Origin of the sequence: Mycobacterium sp. (assembly GCF_965230835.1) — a bacterium.
In the GTDB taxonomy this organism is placed as follows: domain Bacteria; phylum Actinomycetota; class Actinomycetes; order Mycobacteriales; family Mycobacteriaceae; genus Mycobacterium.
Genome location: NZ_CBDDLW010000002.1, coordinates 1,318,115 through 1,338,837 on the forward strand (window position 1 = coordinate 1,318,115; position 20,723 = coordinate 1,338,837).

At 62.5% G+C, this 20,723-nt stretch carries 18 protein-coding genes, 2 pseudogenes and 1 riboswitch; of the genes and pseudogenes, 11 read left to right on the forward strand and 9 right to left on the reverse strand.

Translation table 11 applies throughout. The features are described from left to right. The first annotated feature begins 11 nt into the window (after nt 1-11). Together ACO07W_RS06565 and nagA are read left to right on the forward strand one after the other, a co-directional pair. On the forward strand, nt 12-1,424 hold the full coding sequence (locus tag ACO07W_RS06565) for a sugar porter family MFS transporter (RefSeq protein ID WP_421841777.1): 1,413 nt from the start codon (nt 12-14) through the stop codon (nt 1,422-1,424). Next, nucleotides 1,415-2,590 (forward strand): N-acetylglucosamine-6-phosphate deacetylase, encoded by a 1,176-nt coding sequence (gene nagA / locus ACO07W_RS06570; RefSeq protein WP_421841779.1) that lies wholly within the window; start codon nt 1,415-1,417, stop codon nt 2,588-2,590. Before ACO07W_RS06565 ends, nagA begins: the two co-directional genes overlap by 10 nt. Here the strand turns inward: nagA and ACO07W_RS06575 are convergent. The 4 genes and pseudogenes from ACO07W_RS06575 to trpS form a co-directional block, all read right to left on the reverse strand. Further along, nucleotides 2,587-3,120: pseudogene (locus ACO07W_RS06575) on the reverse strand (YhjD/YihY/BrkB family envelope integrity protein); the annotation flags it as partial. The gene nagA and the pseudogene ACO07W_RS06575 overlap by 4 nt on opposite strands. 37 nt (nt 3,121-3,157) lie before the next feature. Beyond that, nucleotides 3,158-4,386, reverse strand: a protein-coding gene (locus tag ACO07W_RS06580) for an IS3 family transposase (RefSeq protein WP_421840068.1) whose coding sequence is annotated in 2 segments (ribosomal slippage) — nt 3,158-4,071 and nt 4,071-4,386 — 1,230 coding nt in all. Because the reading frame shifts where the segments join, the coding sequence is not laid out codon by codon here. Nucleotides 4,387-4,452: 66 nt separating this feature from the next. Further along, nucleotides 4,453-4,965 (reverse strand): annotated as a pseudogene (locus ACO07W_RS06585) (YhjD/YihY/BrkB family envelope integrity protein); the annotation flags it as partial. A gap of 27 nt (nt 4,966-4,992) precedes the next feature. After that, nucleotides 4,993-6,012, reverse strand: a complete 1,020-nt coding sequence (gene trpS, locus ACO07W_RS06590) for a tryptophan--tRNA ligase (RefSeq protein WP_421841780.1) — start codon at nt 6,010-6,012, stop codon at nt 4,993-4,995. A 241-nt stretch (nt 6,013-6,253) separates the two neighbouring features. Between trpS and ACO07W_RS06595 the strand changes: the two genes are divergently transcribed. Next, complete coding sequence (locus tag ACO07W_RS06595; RefSeq protein ID WP_421841782.1) at nt 6,254-7,048, forward strand: alpha/beta fold hydrolase; 795 nt, start codon at nt 6,254-6,256, stop codon at nt 7,046-7,048. A gap of 22 nt (nt 7,049-7,070) precedes the next feature. Here the strand turns inward: ACO07W_RS06595 and ACO07W_RS06600 are convergent, their stop codons facing one another. Continuing rightward, entirely contained in the window at nt 7,071-8,297 is a 1,227-nt protein-coding gene (locus ACO07W_RS06600) for an NADP-dependent isocitrate dehydrogenase (protein WP_421841784.1), read from the reverse strand. 167 nt (nt 8,298-8,464) lie between these two features. Then, nucleotides 8,465-8,584: riboswitch (SAM riboswitch) on the forward strand. Between the two features lie 172 nt (nt 8,585-8,756). Between ACO07W_RS06600 and ACO07W_RS06605 the strand changes: the two genes are divergently transcribed. Genes ACO07W_RS06605 through ACO07W_RS06615 form a run of 3 tightly spaced genes read left to right on the forward strand, consistent with a single transcriptional unit; the run spans nt 8,757 to nt 12,021 of the window. Then, complete coding sequence (locus ACO07W_RS06605; protein ID WP_421841786.1) at nt 8,757-10,130, forward strand: bifunctional o-acetylhomoserine/o-acetylserine sulfhydrylase; 1,374 nt, start codon at nt 8,757-8,759, stop codon at nt 10,128-10,130. Between the two features lie 11 nt (nt 10,131-10,141). Beyond that, nucleotides 10,142-11,290, forward strand: a complete 1,149-nt coding sequence (gene metX, locus ACO07W_RS06610; protein ID WP_421841788.1) for a homoserine O-acetyltransferase MetX — start codon at nt 10,142-10,144, stop codon at nt 11,288-11,290. After that, the gene (locus tag ACO07W_RS06615) at nt 11,287-12,021 is read left to right on the forward strand and encodes a class I SAM-dependent methyltransferase (RefSeq protein ID WP_421841790.1); all 735 of its coding nucleotides are present in this window, start codon (nt 11,287-11,289) and stop codon (nt 12,019-12,021) included. Before metX ends, ACO07W_RS06615 begins: the two co-directional genes overlap by 4 nt. 7 nt (nt 12,022-12,028) lie before the next feature. On the opposite strand, the gene ACO07W_RS06620 is transcribed toward ACO07W_RS06615, so the two are convergent. Then, nucleotides 12,029-13,495, reverse strand: a complete 1,467-nt coding sequence (locus ACO07W_RS06620) for an FAD-binding protein (RefSeq protein ID WP_421841792.1) — start codon at nt 13,493-13,495, stop codon at nt 12,029-12,031. 262 nt (nt 13,496-13,757) lie between these two features. Between ACO07W_RS06620 and ACO07W_RS06625 the strand changes: the two genes are divergently transcribed. Continuing rightward, the gene (locus ACO07W_RS06625; protein WP_421845841.1) at nt 13,758-14,153 is read left to right on the forward strand and encodes a DUF732 domain-containing protein; all 396 of its coding nucleotides are present in this window, start codon (nt 13,758-13,760) and stop codon (nt 14,151-14,153) included. A 2-nt stretch (nt 14,154-14,155) separates the two neighbouring features. On the opposite strand, the gene ACO07W_RS06630 is transcribed toward ACO07W_RS06625, so the two are convergent. Both ACO07W_RS06630 and ACO07W_RS06635 read right to left on the reverse strand, forming a co-directional pair. Continuing rightward, nucleotides 14,156-14,449: a DUF3017 domain-containing protein gene (locus tag ACO07W_RS06630; RefSeq protein ID WP_421841794.1), complete on the reverse strand. Its 294-nt coding sequence runs from the start codon at nt 14,447-14,449 to the stop codon at nt 14,156-14,158. Next, a complete protein-coding gene (locus ACO07W_RS06635; RefSeq protein WP_421841796.1) occupies nt 14,446-15,294 on the reverse strand; it encodes a bifunctional methylenetetrahydrofolate dehydrogenase/methenyltetrahydrofolate cyclohydrolase in 849 nt (282 codons plus the stop codon). Before ACO07W_RS06635 ends, ACO07W_RS06630 begins: the two co-directional genes overlap by 4 nt. 93 nt (nt 15,295-15,387) lie before the next feature. On the opposite strand from ACO07W_RS06635, the gene ACO07W_RS06640 reads away from it, so the two are divergent. Next, nucleotides 15,388-16,599 (forward strand): NADH:flavin oxidoreductase, encoded by a 1,212-nt coding sequence (locus ACO07W_RS06640; RefSeq protein WP_421841797.1) that lies wholly within the window; start codon nt 15,388-15,390, stop codon nt 16,597-16,599. A 55-nt stretch (nt 16,600-16,654) separates the two neighbouring features. Here the strand turns inward: ACO07W_RS06640 and ACO07W_RS06645 are convergent, their stop codons facing one another. Beyond that, nucleotides 16,655-17,416, reverse strand: coding sequence for an IclR family transcriptional regulator (locus tag ACO07W_RS06645; protein ID WP_421841798.1), 762 nt, complete (start codon nt 17,414-17,416; stop codon nt 16,655-16,657). 220 nt (nt 17,417-17,636) lie between these two features. Here ACO07W_RS06645 and ACO07W_RS06650 point away from each other — a divergent pair, with 220 nt between their 5' ends. From ACO07W_RS06650 to istB, 3 genes are read left to right on the forward strand one after another with little or no spacing between them, the layout of a single operon-like run. Then, entirely contained in the window at nt 17,637-18,614 is a 978-nt protein-coding gene (locus tag ACO07W_RS06650; RefSeq protein WP_421841800.1) for a CaiB/BaiF CoA transferase family protein, read from the forward strand. A gap of 44 nt (nt 18,615-18,658) precedes the next feature. Continuing rightward, nucleotides 18,659-19,894, forward strand: a complete 1,236-nt coding sequence (istA, locus tag ACO07W_RS06655; protein WP_421839994.1) for an IS21 family transposase — start codon at nt 18,659-18,661, stop codon at nt 19,892-19,894. Further along, nucleotides 19,894-20,685, forward strand: coding sequence for an IS21-like element helper ATPase IstB (gene istB / locus ACO07W_RS06660; protein WP_421839995.1), 792 nt, complete (start codon nt 19,894-19,896; stop codon nt 20,683-20,685). The genes istA and istB overlap by 1 nt, the downstream gene beginning before the upstream one ends. The last annotated feature ends 38 nt before the right edge of the window (nt 20,686-20,723 follow it).

Here is a 20,723-nt window from a genome sequence, read left to right on the forward strand (position 1 = left end):
ATAAACGCGATATGAGCCGCGCACGCACGCCGCTATTGATCGGGCTCACCGCGGCCAGCCTCGGAGTCATCTTCGGATACGACCTTTCCAGCATCGCGGGCGCGCTGCTATTCATCAGCAAAGAATTTGGCCTCACCACCGGCGAGCAGGAGCTGCTGACGGCAACAGCGGTGATTGGGCAGATCGCCGGTGCACTCGGCGGCGGCGTGCTCGCCAACGTGATCGGCCGGAAGAAGTCGATGGTGCTGATAAGCGCCAGCTACGTGCTGTTCGCATTGTTGGGAGCGTTTGCCGCCTCAATACCGGTGCTTCTGTTAGCACGTCTACTGCTCGGTGTGGCCATCGGAGTGTCGGTGGTCGTGGTCCCGGTGTACGTAGCCGAGTCTGCCCCAGCCGCGGTGCGCGGTTCACTGCTGACCGCTTACCAGGTGGCCACCGTCAGCGGTATCATCCTCGGCTACGTTTCTGGCTACCTGCTGGCTGGATCCCAGAGTTGGCGTTGGATGCTAGGGCTGGCCGCATTGCCAGCCGCGCTGCTGCTGCCGTTGCTGCTTCGCCTGCCCGACACCGCTCGGTGGTACCTGCTCAAGGACAGGGTCTCCGACGCGCGCCAGGCACTTCTGACGGTGGAACCGCAGACCGCCGTCGACGCCGAGTTGGCCGAAATCGCCAAGGCCATCAACGAAGACCGAGCCAGCGCAAGTAGCAGCTTTGCCGAGATGCTGCGGCAGCCGTATCTGCGGGCGACATTGTTCGCCGTCGCGCTCGGCTTTCTCATCCAGATCACCGGAATCAACGCGATCGTCTACTACAGCCCCAGACTTTTCGCAGCCTTGGGTTTCGAGGGTAACTTCGCATTGCTGGCGCTGCCAGCAATGGTGCAAGTCGCCGGGTTGGCAGCGGTGTTTTCCTCGCTTGTTCTTGTCGACAAGCTAGGCCGGCGCCCAATCCTGTTGTCAGGCATCGCCATGATGATCGTCGCCGATGCCATACTGATCGCCGCATTCGCTCACGACCGGGGTGGTGCGGCGGGCCACACTAGTACTCTCGCGCTAATTTTCGGGTTCGCCGGCGTGCTGTTGTTCATTGTCGGTTTCAACAGCGGGTTCGGCTCGTTGGTGTGGGTTTACGCCGGCGAGAGCTTCCCGTCGCGAATGCGGGCGATGGGGTCGAGCGTGATGCTCACCACCAACCTGATCGCCAACGCGATTGTTGCCGGTTTTTCCCTCACGCTGCTGCATTTGCTCGGTGGCGCAGGAATTTTCGCTGTGTTCGCGCTATTCGCGGTGGCCGCATTCGGCCTGGTATATCGGTACGCGCCGGAGACGAAAGGCCGCCAGCTCGAGGACATCCGACACTTCTGGGAAAACGCCGGCCAATGGCCCACAGCGCACACCACACTGCCGGAGGACCAATGCCCCTGATCCGCGCGGGCACCCTCGTTGCCGACGGACAGATTCGCCGGCCCGGCTGGGTGCAGACCACCGGCCGACAGATCCGCGGCTGCGGGGGTGCCCAGCTGCCGGGGCCTGCCGATGCAGATTTTCCCGATTCTGTTGTGGTGCCGGGTTTCGTCGACATGCATGTGCATGGCGGCGGCGGCGCATCCTTCACGGGCGGAAACATCAATGAAATCGGTGTGGCAACGGCATTCCATTTGCGGCACGGCACCACGACCATGTTGGCCAGTTTGGTCACCAGCGCGCCCGCGGAGCTGATCGACTCGGTATCGATACTCGCGGACGCGATCCGACGGGGCCAAGCGGGCACCGTCGCCGGAATCCACCTGGAAGGGCCATGGCTGAGCCCAGCGCGGTGCGGCGCACATGACCACACTCAGATACGAGTCCCAGAATCCGCCGAAATCGATGCTGCTCTCACCGCCGCCAACGGCACCATCCGGATGGTCACGCTCGCCCCCGAGCTACCCGGAAGTCACGAGGCCATCCGGCGCTTTCTCGGCGCGGAGACAGTTGTCGCCATAGGGCACACTGATGCGACCTACGAGCAGACCAAACAAGCCGTCGCGCTGGGCGCGACCGTCGGCACACACCTGTTCAACGCCATGCCGCCGCTAGGCCACCGCGAACCCGGCCCCGCACTTGCGTTGCTCCAAGATCCACGGGTAACCGTCGAACTCATCGCCGACGGTGTGCACCTTCATCCTGCCGTGGTGCACGCGGTAACCGCAGCCGTTGGTCCCCACCGGGTGGCGGCAGTCACCGACGCGATTGCCGCAGCAGGCTCGGGCGACGGACCGTACCGCCTGGGCGCGGTTCTCATCGAGGTTGAGTCCGGTGTGGCGCGGCTGCCCGAAACATCAACAATCGCCGGCGGAACTTCCAGCATGGATCAGCTCTTCCGGTCGCTGGCGCGCGATTACGAAAGCGCCGGCAAAGCTGGCGAGGACCTCGACACCAGGCTGACCAACGCGGTGCGTATGACCTCGACTACTCCAGCCCGCGCTCTCGGGCTCGGCCGGGTGGGAGCCATTCGGACCGGTTTTGATGCCAACCTTGTTGTACTCGACCATGATCTGCAGGTGACTGCGGTTATGCACAACGGCGAATGGGTGACGCGGGAAAACTAGCGCAGCCACCGGCTCAATCGCGAAAATGTCAGCGCAGCAATGGCTCCCACGGCCATCGCGGCCAGTAACTGACTGAGGCTGCGCTGATCGTTAACACTCTCCCCCACCTGAATTCGCGGTGCGGTGACCGCGGACCGGGGCGGTTCAACGCGCTCGTGTGCCAAAACATCCGATGCTGTGGCGGCCCATGCTGTCGCGAACAAGATGAGCGAAGCTGTAACGAACCCGAAAACCATCAAACCCAGCACCGGGCCGAACGCGGCGCCCGCAGGACTGCGCAGCACTATCTTCAGATAGATCGAACCCAGCTGCTTGAACAACTCAAACCCGACCGCCGCAAGCAACCCAGCCCGCATCGCGGTGGCCGCGCTAACCGGTTTTCGTGGCAGCCGACCGACCATCCACGTGAAAAGCAGCCAGGACACCAGCAGAGATATCAACGTCGATATTCCCCGAAAAATCCAATCGAATAACGGAAAATCGGGAATTTCGAGCCAGTTCAGTATCGCGGCCATCGGCGCCGCATGCCCGGGGCTTGACCCCTTGGGTTGGACACGGGATTTGTGGTTAGGCGGCTTGGGGCAGCGTAGCGGATAGGTGGGTCCTCTCGTAGGTGGCGGGGCTGAGCTGGTTGCAGTAGGAGTGGCGTCGTGTGGTGTTGTAGCGGGCCAGCCAGCGAAAGACCTCGCGTCGGCAGGTGGGGGCGTCGTCCCAGCTGTGTCGGTCTTGGAGGACCTCGCGTTTGAGGGCGGCGTTGACCGATTCAGCCAGGGCGTTGTCGGCGCTCGATCCGATAGCGCCCATGGACTGGGTGACCCCCAACCGGGTACACAGTTTCGCGAAATCCTGTGACGTGTACTGGCGTCCGTGGTCACTGTGGAATACCGCACCACCCAGACTGCCCCGTAGCGCCTCGGCGGCCTTGAGGGCATCTTCGACCAGTTCGGTGCGCATATGCTCTGCGATCGCCCACCCAGTAATCCGCCGAGACCAGCAGTCGATGACGGTGGCCAGATACAGGTTAGCGCCGCTAGCCAGCGGCAAGTACGTGATGTCCCCAACGTATCTCTTGTTGGATTCAGAAGCGGTGAAATCTCGTTTAAGCAGGTCAGGATATTTCTGTGTGGTTTTATCTGGTCTGGTTGTGCGGACACGGCGGCGGCACCGATACCCAGCGATCCCCGCTACGCGCATGACTCGGGCTACTCGCTTGTGGTTGACCCGCTCAGTATCAGCAACACCGTCGTTGAGTTCAGCGGTGATCCGCGGGCACCCATAGGTGTTGTCCTGATCATGTATTGCGCGAATACGCTCGGCCAACACCGCATCAGCAGCGGTTTGAGCTGCCCGCGTGGCTGCTGCCTGACACCAGGTGTAAAACGATGATCGAGCGATCTCGACGACCTGGCATAGCCGCTTCACCTCGAAGGCGTGTCGGTGATCGGCAACGAACTGAAAGCGACTCACCAGTTCGTCTCCCCAGCGAAATACTTGGCCGCCGACCGCAAAATGTCCCGCTCGGTGGCCAGCCGGGTCTTCTCGGCACGCAACGCCTGGTTCTCAGCATGGAGCCGTGCCACCGCTTGTTCGGGGGTCTCGCCACCCGGGGCCCCTACGGCAACCGAACCGGGTTTACGGTGCCGAATCGGCACACCGTGGGCCTTGCACCACGCCGATAACGTTGGGTCGCTCAAGCCAAGCTCAGCAGCGATCATGCTGATCGTCGCACCAGCGGTATCCCGATACAACGCAACCGCATCCCGCTTGAACTCATCAGGGTAACTTTTCCTTGCCATAGGGGTGGATCATCTCGCTTCCCCCAGGAACATCCTGGGATTCAGCGTGTCCAACCCAAGGGGTCAAGCCCCCCCTAACGCAGTGAGCGCGATAGTCGCAACGACCACCAGGAACATCCCCAACATCGCCACCAGATCGGACAACTTGGTACGCACGTAGCCGGCCGATTCGACAGGATTTGCCCACATCTCGCTCAACGCCTCTCGCAAGTGCCACATCCAGCCCAGACCTGCCCACGCGGCAGTGGCCAACCCAATCACACCGACAGATGCGCGCGCCTCGATGGCGGAATGAATGACATCGACCAATTGCCGCCCCAATTCGCTGGACACCGAGGACCGGATGCGGTCTTCGATTGCCGTCAGTAGCTCTGGGCGACGTGACAACATGAAGCCGCCCGCCGCGAAACCGACCATTAGCAGCGGAAATATCGCGAAGATTGTGTAGTAGGTGAGTCCCGCTGCGAAGAAGCTGCCATTGTGCTCACTAAAGCGCCGAGCAGCACGCAGGAGGTGGTCGAGCCACCCGAACCGGGCCCGCAACCGATCAAGGATGCCTGGCTTGACCGGTTCGCTCATAGTGCGACTCCAATGAGAGATAGGCAGCTATCTCCCTCCCGGAAGAAAGCCCAACCGATCGTAGACCCGATGAACCGTTTTCCCGGCCACATCCTGGGCTCGCTCTGCCCCCGCCGCGAGCACTGCCTCCAATTCGGCTGGTTCAGCAATCAATTCATCCACCCGGGCCTTGATCGGGGTGACGTACTCTAAGACGGCGTCGGCGGTCTCCTTCTTCAGATCGCCGTAGCCACGGCCTGCGTATTGCCCGACAAGCGCCGCACGATCGACGCCGGTGACCGCCGACTGGATGGTGAGCAGATTCGACACACCAGGTTTGGCATCAGGGTCATACCGGATCTCTCGATCGCTATCGGTCACCGCAGAACGAATCTTCTTGGCGGACTTAGCCGGATCGTCGAGCAGGTTGATCAGTCCGGCCTCGGTGCTGGCCGACTTGCTCATCTTCGACGTGGGTTCGCTCAGGTCATAGATTTTTGCGGTCATCTTGGGAATGAACACGTCAGGCACGACGAAAGTGCCGGGAAAGCGGCTGTTGAACCGTTGCGCGACATCGCGTGCGAGCTCGAGATGCTGACGCTGGTCCTCGCCCACAGGCACCAAATCGGTGTCATAGGCCAGCACATCAGCGGCCTGTAGCACCGGATACGTGAACAAACCGACCGTGGTGGAGTCGGCACCCTGACGGATCGACTTGTCCTTGAACTGAGTCATTCGAGAGGCCTGGCCGAAGCCAGTAAAGCAGCCCAACACCCATGCCAACTGGGTGTGGGCAGGAACGTGGCTTTGCACGAAGATGGTGCTGCGCCCCGGATCGATGCCCAGCGCCAGGTACTGCGCAGCGGTGACCAGGGTGCGTCGCCGCAGTGCGTCGGGATCTTGGCCGATGGTGATCGCGTGCAGGTCAACGACACAGAAGAATGCGTCGTGGTCATCCTGCAGCGCAACCCACTGGGCGACAGCTCCTAACGCGTTGCCGAGATGGAGCGAGTCAGACGTTGGCTGCACGCCGGAGAAAATTCGGCGGATTCCGGTAGCGGTGCTCATGATCCCCCGATCTTTTCACGCGCGGCCACCGGCCTTTCAACGCCGGCGGCCACTGACGCGAACAAGACGAAGGAGCTTGCGGTACCGGCGGTACCGCCTTAATGTCGGCAGCATGCGTCTGCGCGGCTTTCTACACCTGAGCTCCGCCCACCCGCCGTCACCTAGAAACCCGACTCGAGCACCGATCCACCTCGGGTTCGACAACACTGCGACGGGAACCGCCGGCTCACGCGAACCGATCGTGCTATTGCATCCGTTCCTGATGTCTCAGACGGTGTGGGAGACCGTGGCCCAACAGCTGGCCGCCACCGGTCGCTACGAAGTCTTCGCCCCGACTATGGCGGCCCACAACGGCGGACCATCTTCTGGTACCTGGTTCCTCAGCTCCGCGGTGCTGGCTGATCATGTGGAGCGCCAGATGGATGAGCTGGGCTGGGATACCGCGCACATCGTCGGCAACTCACTCGGCGGGTGGGTCGCCTTCGAACTCGAACGACGGGGACGAGCACGTAGTGTCACCGGCATCGCCCCGGCTGGCGGGTGGACACGCTGGAGCCCCGCCAAATTCGAGGTGATCGGCAAGTTCCTCTCCGGATTTCCGTTCTTGGCGCTGACTCACCTACTCCGCCAACGAGCACTACAGCTGCCGTTCAGCCGTCGCCTCGCCACGTTGCCGTTGAGCGGATCGCCCGACGGGGTCAGCGAGCGCGAGCTCAGCGGCATCGTCGACGACGCCGCACACTGCCCGGCCTATTTCCAGCTACTTCTCAAGGCCTTGCTATTGCCCGGTCTGGCGGAATTGGAACACACCGCCGCCCCCTCCCACTTGGTGCTGTGCGAGAAGGATCGGGTGGTGCCCCCAAGCAGGTTTAGCCGGCATTTCACCGATCTCCTACCGGCCGATCACCGGCTCACCGTGCTCAACGGCGTTGGGCACGTCCCGATGTTCGAGGCACCCGGGCGCATGACCGAGGTGATCAGCGACTTCATCGACCAGTTCAGCTCATCGGCCCGGGCCGTCAACCCGCCAGCCTAGGGCCACTATCGGTCTTCGGCGACTAACTCAGGGCCTTCTTCAGATTGTCGGAGATCACATCGAGAAATGCCTCGCTCTGCAGCCAATCCTGCTCGGGACCGATCAACATAGCCAGATCCTTGGTCATCTTGCCGTCCTCGACCGTTCTCACGACGACATCTTCGAGCTTCTGCGCGAAATCGACGACTTCTGGGGTTCCGTCCAATTTTCCGCGATGCTGAAGTCCCCGTGTCCATGCGTAGATCGATGCGATCGGGTTGGTTGACGTAGGCTGACCGGCCTGGTACTGCCGGAAATGTCGCGTGACGGTACCGTGCGCCGCTTCGGCCTCAACGGTCTTACCGTCTGCCGTCATCAGCACCGATGTCATGAGTCCCAGCGAGCCGTAGCCCTGCGCAACCGTATCCGACTGAACGTCGCCGTCGTAATTCTTGCACGCCCAGACGTAGCCGCCCTCCCACTTGAGGCAGGCGGCGACCATATCGTCGATGAGCCGATGCTCATAGGTCAGGCCGGCGGCTTCGAACTGCTCCTTGAACTCCTCCTGGTAGACGCGCTCAAACTCGTCTTTGAACATGCCGTCGTATGCCTTGAGAATGGTGTTCTTCGTAGACAAGTACACCGGCCATTTCGCATTCAGGCCGTAGGAGAACGACGCACGCGCGAAATCCCGAATGGACTTCTTGAAGTTGTACATCCCCATCACGACGCCCCCGTCCTCGGGGATGGAAACCATCTCGTGCACGATCGGATCGCTTCCGTCGGCGGGAGTGAACGTGAGCGTGACAGTCCCTGGCTGATCAACTTTGAAGTTTGTCGCCCGGTACTGGTCACCGAAAGCGTGGCGACCAATGACGATTGGTTTGGTCCAGCCCGGCACTAGCCGCGGAACATTCGAGATCACGATCGGCTCACGGAAAATAGTGCCACCCAGAATGTTTCGAATCGTGCCGTTGGGCGACAGCCACATTTTCTTGAGGTTGAACTCCTGGACTCGCGCTTCATCCGGCGTGATCGTTGCGCATTTGACGCCAACGCCATGCTTCTTAATCGCATAGGCGGCGTCGATGGTCACCTGGTCGTCGGTGCGGTCTCGATGCTCGACGCCCAGATCGTAGTAGTCCAGCTTGATGTCGAGATGCGGCAGAATGAGCATGTCCTTGATGAGCGACCAGATGACCCTGGTCATCTCGTCACCATCGAGCTCTACCACCGGGCCTTTGACTTTGATCCTGGGTTCGTTGGACATCTGCGCCCCAGTCCTCCAACCATGCGAGCCTAAGTGAGCAGTTGCTCGTGAGGTCAGACTACTAGGGGCATTCATGCGTCCATCGGGGCCGTTGACGGGGCACCTTCGACCAGCCGCGTTGGCTTGGAGTTGGCACTGGCCGGCGATGATGCGATAAGCTTCGAATCGGTCATGAGCGCCAGCGTCAAGCCCCGGCTTGCTGGCCGGCAACCCTCCAACCGCGGTGGGGTGCCCCGGGTGATGACCAGGTTGAGTAGCCACAGCCGGCTGCGCGGCAAGCGCGGGTCCGCCATGACGGGCCCCTGACCAGACAGGGAAACGTGATGCGCACACATTCGAACCGTTCGCAACATCCTGTCGTGCTTCGCATCTAGCTGATGGCCGTCCGCTAGCCGACGGCCTCCTCAAGCCGTCACCTATGACCTCTGACCCGCCCATTTCCAGCAGGAAGCACTTCACATGAGCGCCGATAACCGCAACACCGACACGGATCCGGCCGCGCACTGGTCATTCGAAACCAAACAAATCCATGCTGGCCAGCAACCAGACCCGACCACCAACGCCAGGGCACTGCCCATTTACCAGACCACGTCGTATGCCTTTAATGACACCGCGCATGCCGCGGCGTTGTTCGGGCTAGAGGTTCCGGGCAACATCTACACGCGGATCGGCAATCCAACCACCGATGTAGTCGAGCAACGTATCGCCGCGCTTGAGGGTGGGGTCGCCGCGCTGTTCCTGTCCTCCGGGCAGGCCGCAGAGACATTCGCGATCCTGAACTTGGCTGGGGCCGGCGATCACATCGTGTCCAGCCCGCGGCTCTACGGCGGTACTTATAACTTGTTCCACTATTCGCTGGCCAAGCTCGGCATCGAGGTCGGTTTCGTCGATGATCCCGATGATCCGGATTCGTGGCAGGCGGCGGTGCGCCCGAACACCAAAGCATTTTTCGCCGAAACCATCTCCAACCCGCAGATCGATGTACTGGATACGCCCGAGGTCGCCGGCGTCGCCCACCGCAACGGGGTCCCACTGATCGTCGACAACACCATCGCAACGCCGTACCTGATCCAGCCATTCACGCAGGGCGCGGACATCGTGGTGCATTCGGCCACCAAATACCTGGGCGGCCACGGATCCGCGATTGCCGGGGTGATCGTCGACGGCGGCACCTTCGACTGGACGCAGGGGCGCTTCCCCGGATTCACCACACCCGACCCCAGCTACCACGGCGTGGTGTATGCCGAACTAGGGCCGCCAGCGTATGCGCTCAAGGCCCGTGTACAGCTGCTGCGTGACTTTGGGTCGGCGGCTTCGCCATTCAATGCGTTCCTGGTGGCCCAGGGCCTAGAAACGCTCAGTCTGCGAGTGGAGCGGCACGTCGCCAACGCGCAGCGGGTCGCTGAGTTTCTCGCCGCTCACGATGATGTGCTGGCTGTCAACTATGCGGGGTTGCCCAGCTCGCCATGGCATGAACGGGCAAAGAAGCTCGCACCCAGGGGAACCGGAGCCGTCTTATCGTTCGAGCTGGCCGGCGGTATAGCGGCCGGGAAGGCGTTCGTGAACGCGCTGAAATTGCACAGTCACGTCGCGAACATCGGTGACGTGCGCTCGCTGGTGATTCACCCAGCATCGACCACCCACGCGCAGCTAAGCCCCGCCGAACAGCTAGCCACCGGCGTCAGCGCAGGGTTGGTCAGGCTGGCCGTTGGCATTGAGGGGATCGACGACATTCTCGCCGACCTAGAACTCGGCTTTGCGGCAGCCCGAAATTGCCACCGCACAACCAGGCCGGCCGGCAGCGGCGACCCTCAAGCCGTGGCGGCCTGCTGAGGATTTCTGACATGACGATCTCCGACGTTCCTACCCAGATGTTGCCCGCCGAAGGCGAGGTCGGTGTGGTCGATATCGGCTCGCTGCGACTGGAAAGCGGTGCGGTTATCGACAATGTGTGCATCGCGCTGCAGCGTTGGGGCGAGTTGTCACCCAACCGTGACAACGTAGTGGTGGTGCTACACGCTCTCACCGGAGATTCGCACATCACCGGACCCGCGGGGCCAGGCCAGCCCACCCCCGGCTGGTGGGACGGGATTGCCGGGCCGGGCGCACCGATCGACACCGACCGCTGGTGCGCGGTAGCGACCAACGTCCTGGGCGGCTGCCGGGGGTCCACCGGACCCACATCGCTTGCTTCTGACGGAAAACCTTGGGGCTCGCGGTTTCCGCGGATATCAGTACGCGACCAGGTTCACGCGGATGTCGCGGCCCTGGCCGCACTGGGCATCACCGAGGTCGCCGCCGTCGTCGGCGGGTCCATGGGCGGAGCACGCGCCTTGGAGTGGGCGGTAAGCCATCCGGATCGGGTCCGGGCCGGATTGCTGCTGGCGGTGGGTGCGCGCGCCACCGCCGATCAGGTAGGAACACAGACCACCCAGATCGCTGCCATCAAAGCCGACCCAAACTGGCAGGGCGGCGACTATCACGGGACGGGGAAATACCCGAAAGCCGGTTTGAAGATCGCCCGCCGTTTCGCTCATCTGACCTACCGCGGCGAGATCGAGCTCGACACCCGGTTCGCCAACAACAACCAGGGAGACGAGGATCCGACTGTTGGCGGCCGCTACGCGGTGCAGAGCTACCTCGAACACCAGGGCAATAAGCTGACTTCGCGGTTCGATGCCGGCAGTTATGTGGTTCTGACTGAAGCGCTGAACACCCACGATGTCGGCCGCGACCGCGGTGGCGTCTCCGCCGCACTACGCGGGTGTCCGGTGCCGGTTGTGGTTGGTGGCATCACCTCCGACCGGCTCTACCCGCTGCGGCTACAGCAGGAGCTGGCCGAGTTGTTACCGGGCTGCTCCGGGCTGCGTGTCGTCGACTCCAGCTACGGGCACGACGGCTTCCTAGTGGAATCCGAGGCCGTCGGCGAATTGATCTGCCAAACACTGGAATTGGCAATCGAATCCTACGGCGAAGGCGTGCGTGCACGGTGACCCGCTCCAGCCAGGAACCCTCTCTGTCGTTCGGCTCCGCAGCAGCCGCCTATGAGCGAGGGCGTCCGTCCTATCCGCCCGAGGCGATCGACTGGCTGCTGCCGACCAGCGCAAGCAAAGTGCTAGACCTGGGTGCGGGTACCGGAAAACTAACAACTCGATTGGTTGAACGAGGCCTGGACGTGGTGGCCGTCGACCCGATTCCCGGCATGCTGGAAGTGCTGCGCACTTCGCTGCCGGAGACACTAGCGCTGCTAGGCACGGCGGAAGAGATTCCGTTGGAAGACAACAGCGTTGACGCTGTGCTGGTCGCCCAAGCCTGGCACTGGGTCAATCCCGAACGGGCGATTCCCGAAGTGGCCCGTGTGCTGCGACCGGGTGGGCGGCTAGGGCTGGTGTGGAACACTCGCGACGAACGACTCGGCTGGGTACGCGATCTGGGCCAGATCATCGGTCGCGACGACGACCCAGTTCGCGACAAGGTAACGCTACCCGCGCCATTCACTGAAATGGCGCGTTATCAAGTTGAGTGGACCAATTACCTTACGCCGCAAGCTCTGATCGACCTGGTTGCCTCCCGCAGTTACTGCATTACCTCACCGACCGAAGTAAGAACCAGAACGCTGGACCAGGTACGCGAGCTGCTGGCCACCCACCGAGCCTTGGCGAGCACTAATGGCGTTGCGCTGCCCTACGTTACGGTCTGCGTGCGAGCATCACTGGCGGGTTGAGCGCCCCTCACAGATCAAGCCCGGAGAACATCACTCGGCCGGGGTCATATTTCTGTCGGACGGCGGTGAGCCGCGACAGATTCGTCCCGAAGTATCGCGCCGCATCGGTGTTGGGCTCCAAGTAGTTGACGTAGCCACCAACTGAAAACGGTTGCACAGTTTGGTGTGCGGTGCTTAGCCATTTGGCGGCCGTCGACACAGAACCACTCCCCGAGGTCTCGACATACCATTGCGCAACAGCGGCTTGCCGACGCCACGGGAAAGCTGAAGCTCCCGGTTCTACGTCGCCAACCGCGCCGCTGAGGGTATCGACAATGACCGAAGCACTGCCTGCCGCTGGGGGCCATCTGCCGAGTGCCGCGACAATAGCCTTAGCAGCGGCCGGGCTTACCGTTTTGATGACGTCGGAGCCGGCCACAAAAGCACGCGGCGAACTCGTCGCGCTACCTCCGGCCAAATACATCACCAGTTCCATGTGATTGAGCGTCTTGTGCTCAATCCCACTGGGCTGCAAGCCAACTGCGGATCGTATCGCATCGGCCACGCGCGTTCCCGCCCCGGCCGGGCAGGTCGCCAAGACGTGGCAGTTGGCGTGAGCCGAGCTCACCGAGAGATCGACCAAGCCCCAGGTGTTGCGGTCGGCGGCAGCCAGCCAGGTCTGCCAGCCAGCAAGCACTCGCTCTGCCCCCGATGGCGAGAAATCTACGCGGACCACGTCCGAATCCGAAGTTGGAAAGGTTGCGAAGGTCATCGAGGTGGTCACCCCGAAACTGCCGCCCCCACCACCGCGGAGTGCCCAGAACAGGTCGGGATGGTCGTCGGGCGTTGCGGTGACCACTTCGCCGCTGGGCAACACAACCGTCGCCGCCTTGAGCGCATCGCACGTTAGGCCGGCGTGGCGGGAATCAGCCCCCATTCCCCCGCCAAGCGCCAGCCCTGCGACACCTACGGTCGGACAAGAACCGGTAGGGATCGCCCGGCCGACGTTGGCCAGCGCCTGATGAACGGCATACAGATCGGTAGCAGCCGGTATGGTCACGTCGCCGGTGGCTCCGTCGAAGTTGACCTGGCCCGGCAGCGAACGCAAGTCGATCACCATGGTGCGAGGTGCTGTGGAAGCACCGATATATGAATGCCCGCCGCCGCGAGGAGCGACCTGAAGCTTGTTCGCAGCCGCGAAGGAGACCGCTTTCTGGACATCGTCCTGCGATGCGGCAACAACGACCGCCGCCGGTGTTGAACTGTTGTACAGCGAGTTGAAAATTTGCTTGCCCGCGACATATGAGCCACCGCCGGTGGGCAGCAAGACGCGGCCACCAATGGAGGAGGCCAGGCCATTCCAGCCACCACCCGGGTCTGCCCGAGCCCGAGCGGTTCCAAAAATCGCTCCGGTCGCCAACGCTCCTGCGGCACCGCGCAGAAACGCCTGGCGCGAGATCTCGCGGCCCGGAAGCCGCCTCGGGTAAGTCGTCATGCACGGGATTTTTAACTATTGATGCGGCAGTCAAAAGCCTCATTGAACGTGTCGCGGCGCCGTGATGTGATCGTGTCGTTACGCGCGGCTACCTGTCGACGTGCACCCAGACTGGCCGCAAAACGCAGAGTGCGCAAACCTTTATCCCATCGTGCTCAAAATGTGACTGTTATATACCAGAGTTTCTAAAGTTGTTTGGGTGATACATGCGCACTTTGGTGCAGATGAGGAGTTTGGCATGCACGCATCGGCAACCCGTCATATGCGCACGCGGCGACTGTCCGAACGGCCGCGGCTGGTACGGCTACCGACGGCCGCCGCCATCGCCTTCGCCGCGGCAGCGACATTCGCGGCACCAGCCGCGGCGAACCCTATCGACGACGCATTCATCGGCGCACTAGACAAAGCCGGTGTCACTCACGGTGACGCCGCACACGAAGCGGTCCTGGCCCGCGCGGTCTGTCCGATGCTCGCCGAACAGGGCGGAACGTTCGCCTCCGCCGCGTCGCGCGTCGGCGTTCAAGACAACCTGTCCCCGGAGATGGCGGCTACCTTCACCAGCATCGCGATTTCGATGTATTGCCCTTCGGCGATGACGAGAGCCTTGCAGGGCAACCTGCCGGATGTGCCACAAATCCCCGGGGTGCCGGCGTTCTAGCGTTAGCCCGTGCCCAGCGGGTCGATCGTCGACGCGATGTAGACCATCGCCGCACCGACTGTCGCAGTGGTCACGAAGTCAAACCGCTTACCGCGTACCACCAACATCCCCGCCCGCTTCTCGGGCAATGCCAACCGCAGCGCCGCCGCGAACCCAGAGCCGATTCCGATCAGCAGCGCGCCGCGGCGCCAGAAGTTGGCCCCCGCAAGCACGAACGCCGCAGCAAAGATGAACCCAATCAGCAAGATCGGCCATTGCGCCCGGATAGTACGCCCGAGAGTGGCCCGAACGTTCATCCTCGCTCAGCCAGCTCGACGACGTTGGTCAGCAAGAACGCGCGGGTCAACGGCCCGACACCACCAGGATTAGGTGACACGTAGCCGGCAACCTCCCAGACGTCTGGATGCACGTCGCCAACCAGGCCGTTCTCGGTGCGGCTGACACCAACGTCGACCACAGCAGCGCCCGGGCGCACCATGTCGGCCGTCAGCAGATGTGGCACACCGACGGCGGCAACGATGATGTCCGCCTGCTTGGTCAGCGTTGGCAGGTCTCGGGTGGCGGTATGGCACAACGTCACCGTGGCGTTCTCGGAGCGGCGAGTGAGCAGCAGCCCCAACGGCCGGCCCACCGTCACACCGCGGCCAACCACGACAACATGAGCACCGGCGATCTCGACCTCGTAGCGCCGCAGCAGGTGCACGATGCCACGCGCGGTGCATGGCAGCGGGGCCGGGCTGCTGAGCACCAACCGGCCCAGGTTGGTCGGGTGCAGCCCGTCGGCGTCCTTGGCCGGGTCGACGCGCTGAAGTGCCGCGTTCTCATCCAGCGGCCCCCGTGGCAGCGGCAGCTGCACGATATAGCCCGTGCATTCGGGGTTGGCATTCAGTTCATCGATAGTCTCATCGAGCCGGTCCGGGGTGATGTCGGCGGGCAGATCACGGCGGATCGACGTGATGCCTACCTTTGCACAGTCGGCGTGCTTGCCACGAACATATGCTTGTGACCCGGGGTCGTCGCCGACCAGAATGGTTCCTAGCCCTGGCGTGCGGCCCGACGCGGCCAATGCGGCTACCCGCTGCTTGAGGTCGACAAAGATCTCGTCGCGGGTGGCCTTGCCATCCAGCGTGATTGCGCCCACGCTACACAGTCTGGCACGGCTGCTGCAGCGCCAAGGACGGCGACCCGCTGCGCCCGGGTTAACCCCGTTTGCCATCGCCATTATGCTCCGGGCATGCCCTCTGATAGGTCCAACGGGCGGTCCGGGGCACCGGATGTGTTGGAGCCGGCCAGGCTCGGTCCGCTCAGGCTGCGCAACCGGGTCATCAAAGCCGCTACATTCGAGGCACGCACGCCGGACGCGCTGGTGACCGATGACCTGATCGAATATCACCGGCTTCCGGCCGCCGGCGGGGTCGGCATGACCACCGTCGCGTATTGCGCGGTCTCCCCCGGCGGCCGCACGGGTGGTGAGCAAATTTGGATGCGCCCAGAGGCGGTGCCGGGGCTGCGCCGACTCACCGACACGATCCACGGCGAAGGCGCCGCGGTAAGCGCGCAGATCGGCCATGCCGGCCCGGTCGCCGATGCCCGTTCCAACAAGGCGACCGCGTTGGCTCCGGTGCGGTTCTTCAACCCGATCGCGATGCGGTTCGCCAAAAAGGCAACCCGCGCTGACATCGAAGAGGTGCTCGACGCGCACGCCAACGCTGCCCGCCTGGCTGTCGACGCTGGCTTTGACGCCGTCGAAATCCATTTGGGGCACAACTATTTGGCGAGCTCATTTTTATCCCCGTTGATCAACCGCCGCAACGACGAGTTCGGCGGATCACTGCAGAATCGGGCGAAGGTCGCGCGCGGATTGGTGATGGCCGTTCGCCGCGCCGTCAACCAGCAGGTAGCGGTAACCGCCAAACTCAATATGACCGACGGTGTTCGCGGCGGTATCACCGTAGAAGAAGCGCTGACAACCGCGAAGTGGCTGCAAGACGATGGCGGGTTGGACGCGATCGAGCTGACCGCGGGCAGCTCGCTGGTCAACCCGATGTATTTGTTTCGCGGCGACGCACCGGTCAAGGAGTTCGCGGCAGTCTTCAAACCTCCGCTGCGCTGGGGCATACGAATGAGCGGCCACAAGTTCCTCCGCGAGTACCCCTACCGTGATGCGTATTTGTTGCGCGACGCTCGACTGTTCCGTGCCGAGTTGTCGATCCCGCTGATTTTGTTGGGCGGCATCACCAACCGCGAGACCATGGAACTGGCAATGCGCGAGGGTTTCGAGTTTGTCGCGATGGCACGCGCGCTGCTGGCCGAGCCCGACCTGATCAATCGAATCGCGGCCGATGACGAGCGCCATCCGGTGAAATCAGTCTGCACGCATTGCAATCTGTGCATGCCCTCTATCTACCAACGCACGCACTGCGCGGTCACCGGCGCACCACAGTGATGCTATGACCCTGTAACGGCGTGGCGCCGGTATGGAGCCGAGGGCGGTGTCGGTATCAGCGCGGTCGCACCTGATCGCTCTGTGCGCGCATACGCTCGGAGATGTCTTGAGCCGCATCTTTCGTGGCGACAGCGATTTCGTCGAGTCTTTCCACGATGCGGGCGGTCGGCCCGGAAACGCACAACACTGCTTCCACCTGATCTCCGATCAGAACCGGAGAAGCGACGCCGGAGTCGTCGGGCTCCGTTTCCCCCCGGTTGACCCCAACACCGGAGACAGCGATCTTCGTGAGTTCTTGACGAATCTTTTCTCGTTGATCGCGATCGAGAAAATGAGTCGTCAAGTAGCTCTCCCGCATCCGGGCTGGCGCGAAGGCAAGAACGCACTTGCCCGCGCTGGTGGGATACAGCGGTCGCCGAACCTGCAACGGAGCCGAAAATCTAATGAGGTGGCTCGATTCGATCGCCTCGGTATACACCACGGAGTCACCGACTGGGGAAGCAAGCATCACGGTCTCGTTGAATCGCCGGTGGAGTGTTTCCATGGCCGCACGGGCGGCGAGATCCAGCGTCGGCGGTGCCGACGTCAGCAACGCACCAACGGCGGGACCGAGGGTATAGGTACCGTCGCGCTCTCGCAGATACCCAGTGGCGACTAATCCCTTAACCAATGCGTGCACCGACGAACGCGGGGCACCGAGCAAAACAACCAACTCGGCCAGCCGCATACCGGTTCGAGCGGCTGCCACCCGCTCAAGGATCGTGATGACTCGCGACACCGTGCGGTGCTCTTTAGCGGACGCGGCCGAAGCTTGCATAGGGATACTTATATCCTATATACGAACAACAAAATGTGATCTGAGCCTTGCTCCACCAGGGTGCCGCGGGCACATCTTCCGCATTTTCCCTGATAAAACATGCTATATATCCAGTTCTCCCACCACTGGCGTGATCTAGATCTCGTTGGCAATCCGCCAATATCCATAGCATTATGACTTAAATAAGACACAGAGATCCTTATATAAGAACGGAGATACTATGAGCGGCCACCCGTCCGAGGCGGCATCGCCTGGGCCACTCGCAGACGTGCGAGTGATCGAACTGGCCAGTGTGGTGATGGGTCCGCTAGCCGGACGGATTCTGGGCGATTTGGGCGCAGACGTGATCAAGGTCGAGACGACCGCTGGAGACGTGAGCAGGGGCTACCGACCCTGCCGCAGCGAGGACATGGGTTGGCTCGCGCTCAACCTCAACCGCAACAAACGCAGCATCGTGTTGGATCTGAAATCTGCAGATGGAGCGGCCAGGCTGGACCAACTGCTGAGCACCGCCGACGTACTGCTGACCAACCTCAGGCCCGGCGCTCTTGGTCGCCTCGGCCTCACGCCCGACGAGGTGCTTGCTGCCCATCCGAGTCTTGTGTACGCGACCGCTCATGGTTTCCGCGTTGGTAGCGGGCAGGAGAATCGAGCCGCCTACGACGACGTGATCCAAGCCGAATCCGGGTTGGTCTGGCTGAATCAACAGAAGACAGGCACACCGTACCTGCTGCCAACGCTCGTGGCCGACAAGGTATGCGGGCTGGTTCTGGCGCAGGCAATCCTGGCCGCGCTGTATCACCGCGCCCGAGAAGGGCAAGGACAGCACATCGAAGTGCCCATGCTGGACACCATGTTGTCTTTCAACCTTGTTGAACATGTGGGCGGGGCTGTATTCGAACCGCCCACGGCCCCATTCGGCTATTCACGCGCACTCAGCGGCTTCCACAAGGCTTTCCCGACCAGCGATGAACCTGTGTGCGTGCTGCCCTACGGTGACCGAAACTGGCGCGATTTCTTTGCAGTCCTGGGCCAGCCGCAACTTGCCGACGACCCGCGGTTCGCCACTCGGGCAGCACGCGGCGAACACAGCGATGAGCTGTACAGCTTGATTGAAGAGCTGACCCCAGCCTTTACCAGCGCCCAACTGTGTCGGCGGCAACTGAATACTGACCAGTGGGCGGCAATTGAAAATTGACCAGCTTCCTAGAGTGCCTTGGCTATGTGTCAAGGAGGAGGCAGGTGTTGAACGTGGAGGATTGGGCTGAGATTCGCCGGTTGCGCCGGTCGGAGCAGTTGCCGATTGCCGAGATTGCGCGGGTGATGGGTATTTCGCGGAATACGGTGAAGTCGGCGTTGGCTTCTGATGGGCCGCCGAAGTATCGGCGTGCGGTGAGGGGTTCTGTTGCTGATGAGGCCGAGCCGCGGATTCGGGAGTTGTTGGCGGCCTATCCGCGGATGCCGGCGACGGTGATTGCTGAGCGGATCGGTTGGTCGTATTCGATCCGCACACTGAGTGGGCGGGTGCGTGAGTTACGGCCACTGTATTTGGCGCCGGATCCGGTGTCACGGACGACGTATGTGGCCGGTGAGGTCGGGCAGTGTGACTTCTGGTTTCCCGATGTTGTGGTGCCGGTGGGGTATGGCCAGGTTCGTAGGGCGGCGACGTTACCGGTGTTGACCATGGTGTGTGGGTATTCACGGTGGGCTTCGGCGCTGTTGATTCCGACACGCGCTGCCGAAGACTTGTATGCCGGTTGGTGGCAGCATCTTTCGACGTTGGGTGCGGTTCCACGGGTGTTGGTGTGGGATGGTGAGGGCGCGGTCGGGCGGTGGCGGGCACGCCGACCAGAGTTGACCCCGGCATGTCAGGCTTTCCGCGGGACCTTGGCCACCACGGTAGGGATCTGTAAACCCGCTGATCCTGAGGCCAAGGGTCTGGTTGAACGGTTCCATGACTATTTGGAGCGGGCGTTTTTGCCGGGGCGGGTGTTTGGCTCCCCAGCCGATTTCAACATCCAGTTGCAGGCCTGGCTGGTGGGGGCCAACCACCGCCAGCATCGGGTGCTGGGATGCCGGCCAGCAGATCGCATCGCCGCCGATACCGCAGCGATGCTGGCATTGCCGCCGGTTGGGCCCAGCATCGGATGGCGACGCTCAACGCGGTTGCCTCGCGATCATTACGTGCGCCTCGACAGCAACGATTACTCGGTGCATCCGGCCGCGATCGGCCGCCGTATCGAGATCATCGCAGATCTAAACCGGGTGCGGGTCTGGTGTGACGGCACGCTGGTCGCCGACCACGACCGGATCTGGGCCAAACATCAAACGATCAGCGATCCCGAACATGTCCAGGCCGCGAAACTGCTGCGGCGCAAACGGCTCGAGGTTGTTGGTCCACCGCATCACGTGGAGGTCGAACAACGCCGTCTCGCTGATTACGACGCCTTGTTGGGCCTTGACGGGCCGGTGGCGTGATGGCTGCCAAGACCGCGACCAGCAGCCGTGATGTCACCGCCGAGCTGGCGTATCTGACCCGGGTGTTGAAAGCCCCGACGCTGCGTGAGGCCATCGAACGTCTCGCTGAGCGCGCCCGAACCGAAGCGTGGAGCTATGAAGAATTCCTCGCGGCGTGTCTGCAGCGTGAGGTGTCGGCTCGGGAATCTCACGGCGGCGAAGGGCGCATCCGCGCTGCCCGCTTCCCATCACGTAAATCGTTGGAAGAGTTCGACTTCGATCATGCCCGCGGTCTCAAACGCGACATCATCGCCCATCTGGGCACCCTGGACTTCGTCACCGCTAAAGACAACGTGGTGTTCCTCGGCCCACCAGGGACCGGCAAGACCCACCTGGCGATCGGGATTGCGATGCGCGCTTGTCAAGCAGGTCACCGCGTTGCGTTCGCGACCGCTTCGCAATGGGTTGATCGTCTTGCTCGCGCCCATCACAACAGCACCCTGCAAGCCGAATTGGCGCGGCTGGCCCGCTACCCCCTGCTGGTTGTCGATGAAGTCGGCTACATCCCGTTTGAACCCGAAGCCGCCAATCTGTTCTTCCAACTCGTGTCGTCGCGTTACGAACGGGCCAGTCTCATCGTCACCTCGAATAAGCCCTTCGGGCGGTGGGGCGAAGTGTTCGGCGACGACGTAGTCGCCGCCGCCATGATCGACCGACTCGTCCATCACGCCGAAGTCATCGCCCTCAAAGGAGACAGCTACCGCATCAAAGACCGAGACCTCGGCCACACCACCACAGCCGAGGACCAATGAAACCAAGCTGGTCAATTTTCGATTGCCGAAACCTGATC

What these genes read in the sequence shown, in the direction of transcription:
- ACO07W_RS06620 (WP_421841792.1), bottom strand. Translation starts at nt 13,495, where the DNA reads ATGACGACTTACCCGAGGCGGCTTCCGGGCCGCGAGATCTCGCGCCAG.
- ACO07W_RS06645 (WP_421841798.1), bottom strand. Translation starts at nt 17,416, where the DNA reads ATGCAAGCTTCGGCCGCGTCCGCTAAAGAGCACCGCACGGTGTCGCGA.
- ACO07W_RS06640 (WP_421841797.1), top strand. Translation starts at nt 15,388, where the DNA reads ATGCCCTCTGATAGGTCCAACGGGCGGTCCGGGGCACCGGATGTGTTG.
- trpS (WP_421841780.1), bottom strand. Translation starts at nt 6,012, where the DNA reads ATGAGCACCGCTACCGGAATCCGCCGAATTTTCTCCGGCGTGCAGCCA.
- ACO07W_RS06650 (WP_421841800.1), top strand. Translation starts at nt 17,637, where the DNA reads ATGAGCGGCCACCCGTCCGAGGCGGCATCGCCTGGGCCACTCGCAGAC.
- ACO07W_RS06565 (WP_421841777.1), top strand. Translation starts at nt 12, where the DNA reads ATGAGCCGCGCACGCACGCCGCTATTGATCGGGCTCACCGCGGCCAGC.
- ACO07W_RS06600 (WP_421841784.1), bottom strand. Translation starts at nt 8,297, where the DNA reads ATGTCCAACGAACCCAGGATCAAAGTCAAAGGCCCGGTGGTAGAGCTC.
- ACO07W_RS06630 (WP_421841794.1), bottom strand. Translation starts at nt 14,449, where the DNA reads ATGAACGTTCGGGCCACTCTCGGGCGTACTATCCGGGCGCAATGGCCG.
- ACO07W_RS06625 (WP_421845841.1), top strand. Translation starts at nt 13,758, where the DNA reads ATGCGCACGCGGCGACTGTCCGAACGGCCGCGGCTGGTACGGCTACCG.
- nagA (WP_421841779.1), top strand. Translation starts at nt 1,415, where the DNA reads ATGCCCCTGATCCGCGCGGGCACCCTCGTTGCCGACGGACAGATTCGC.
- ACO07W_RS06605 (WP_421841786.1), top strand. Translation starts at nt 8,757, where the DNA reads ATGAGCGCCGATAACCGCAACACCGACACGGATCCGGCCGCGCACTGG.
- istB (WP_421839995.1), top strand. Translation starts at nt 19,894, where the DNA reads ATGGCTGCCAAGACCGCGACCAGCAGCCGTGATGTCACCGCCGAGCTG.
- metX (WP_421841788.1), top strand. Translation starts at nt 10,142, where the DNA reads ATGACGATCTCCGACGTTCCTACCCAGATGTTGCCCGCCGAAGGCGAG.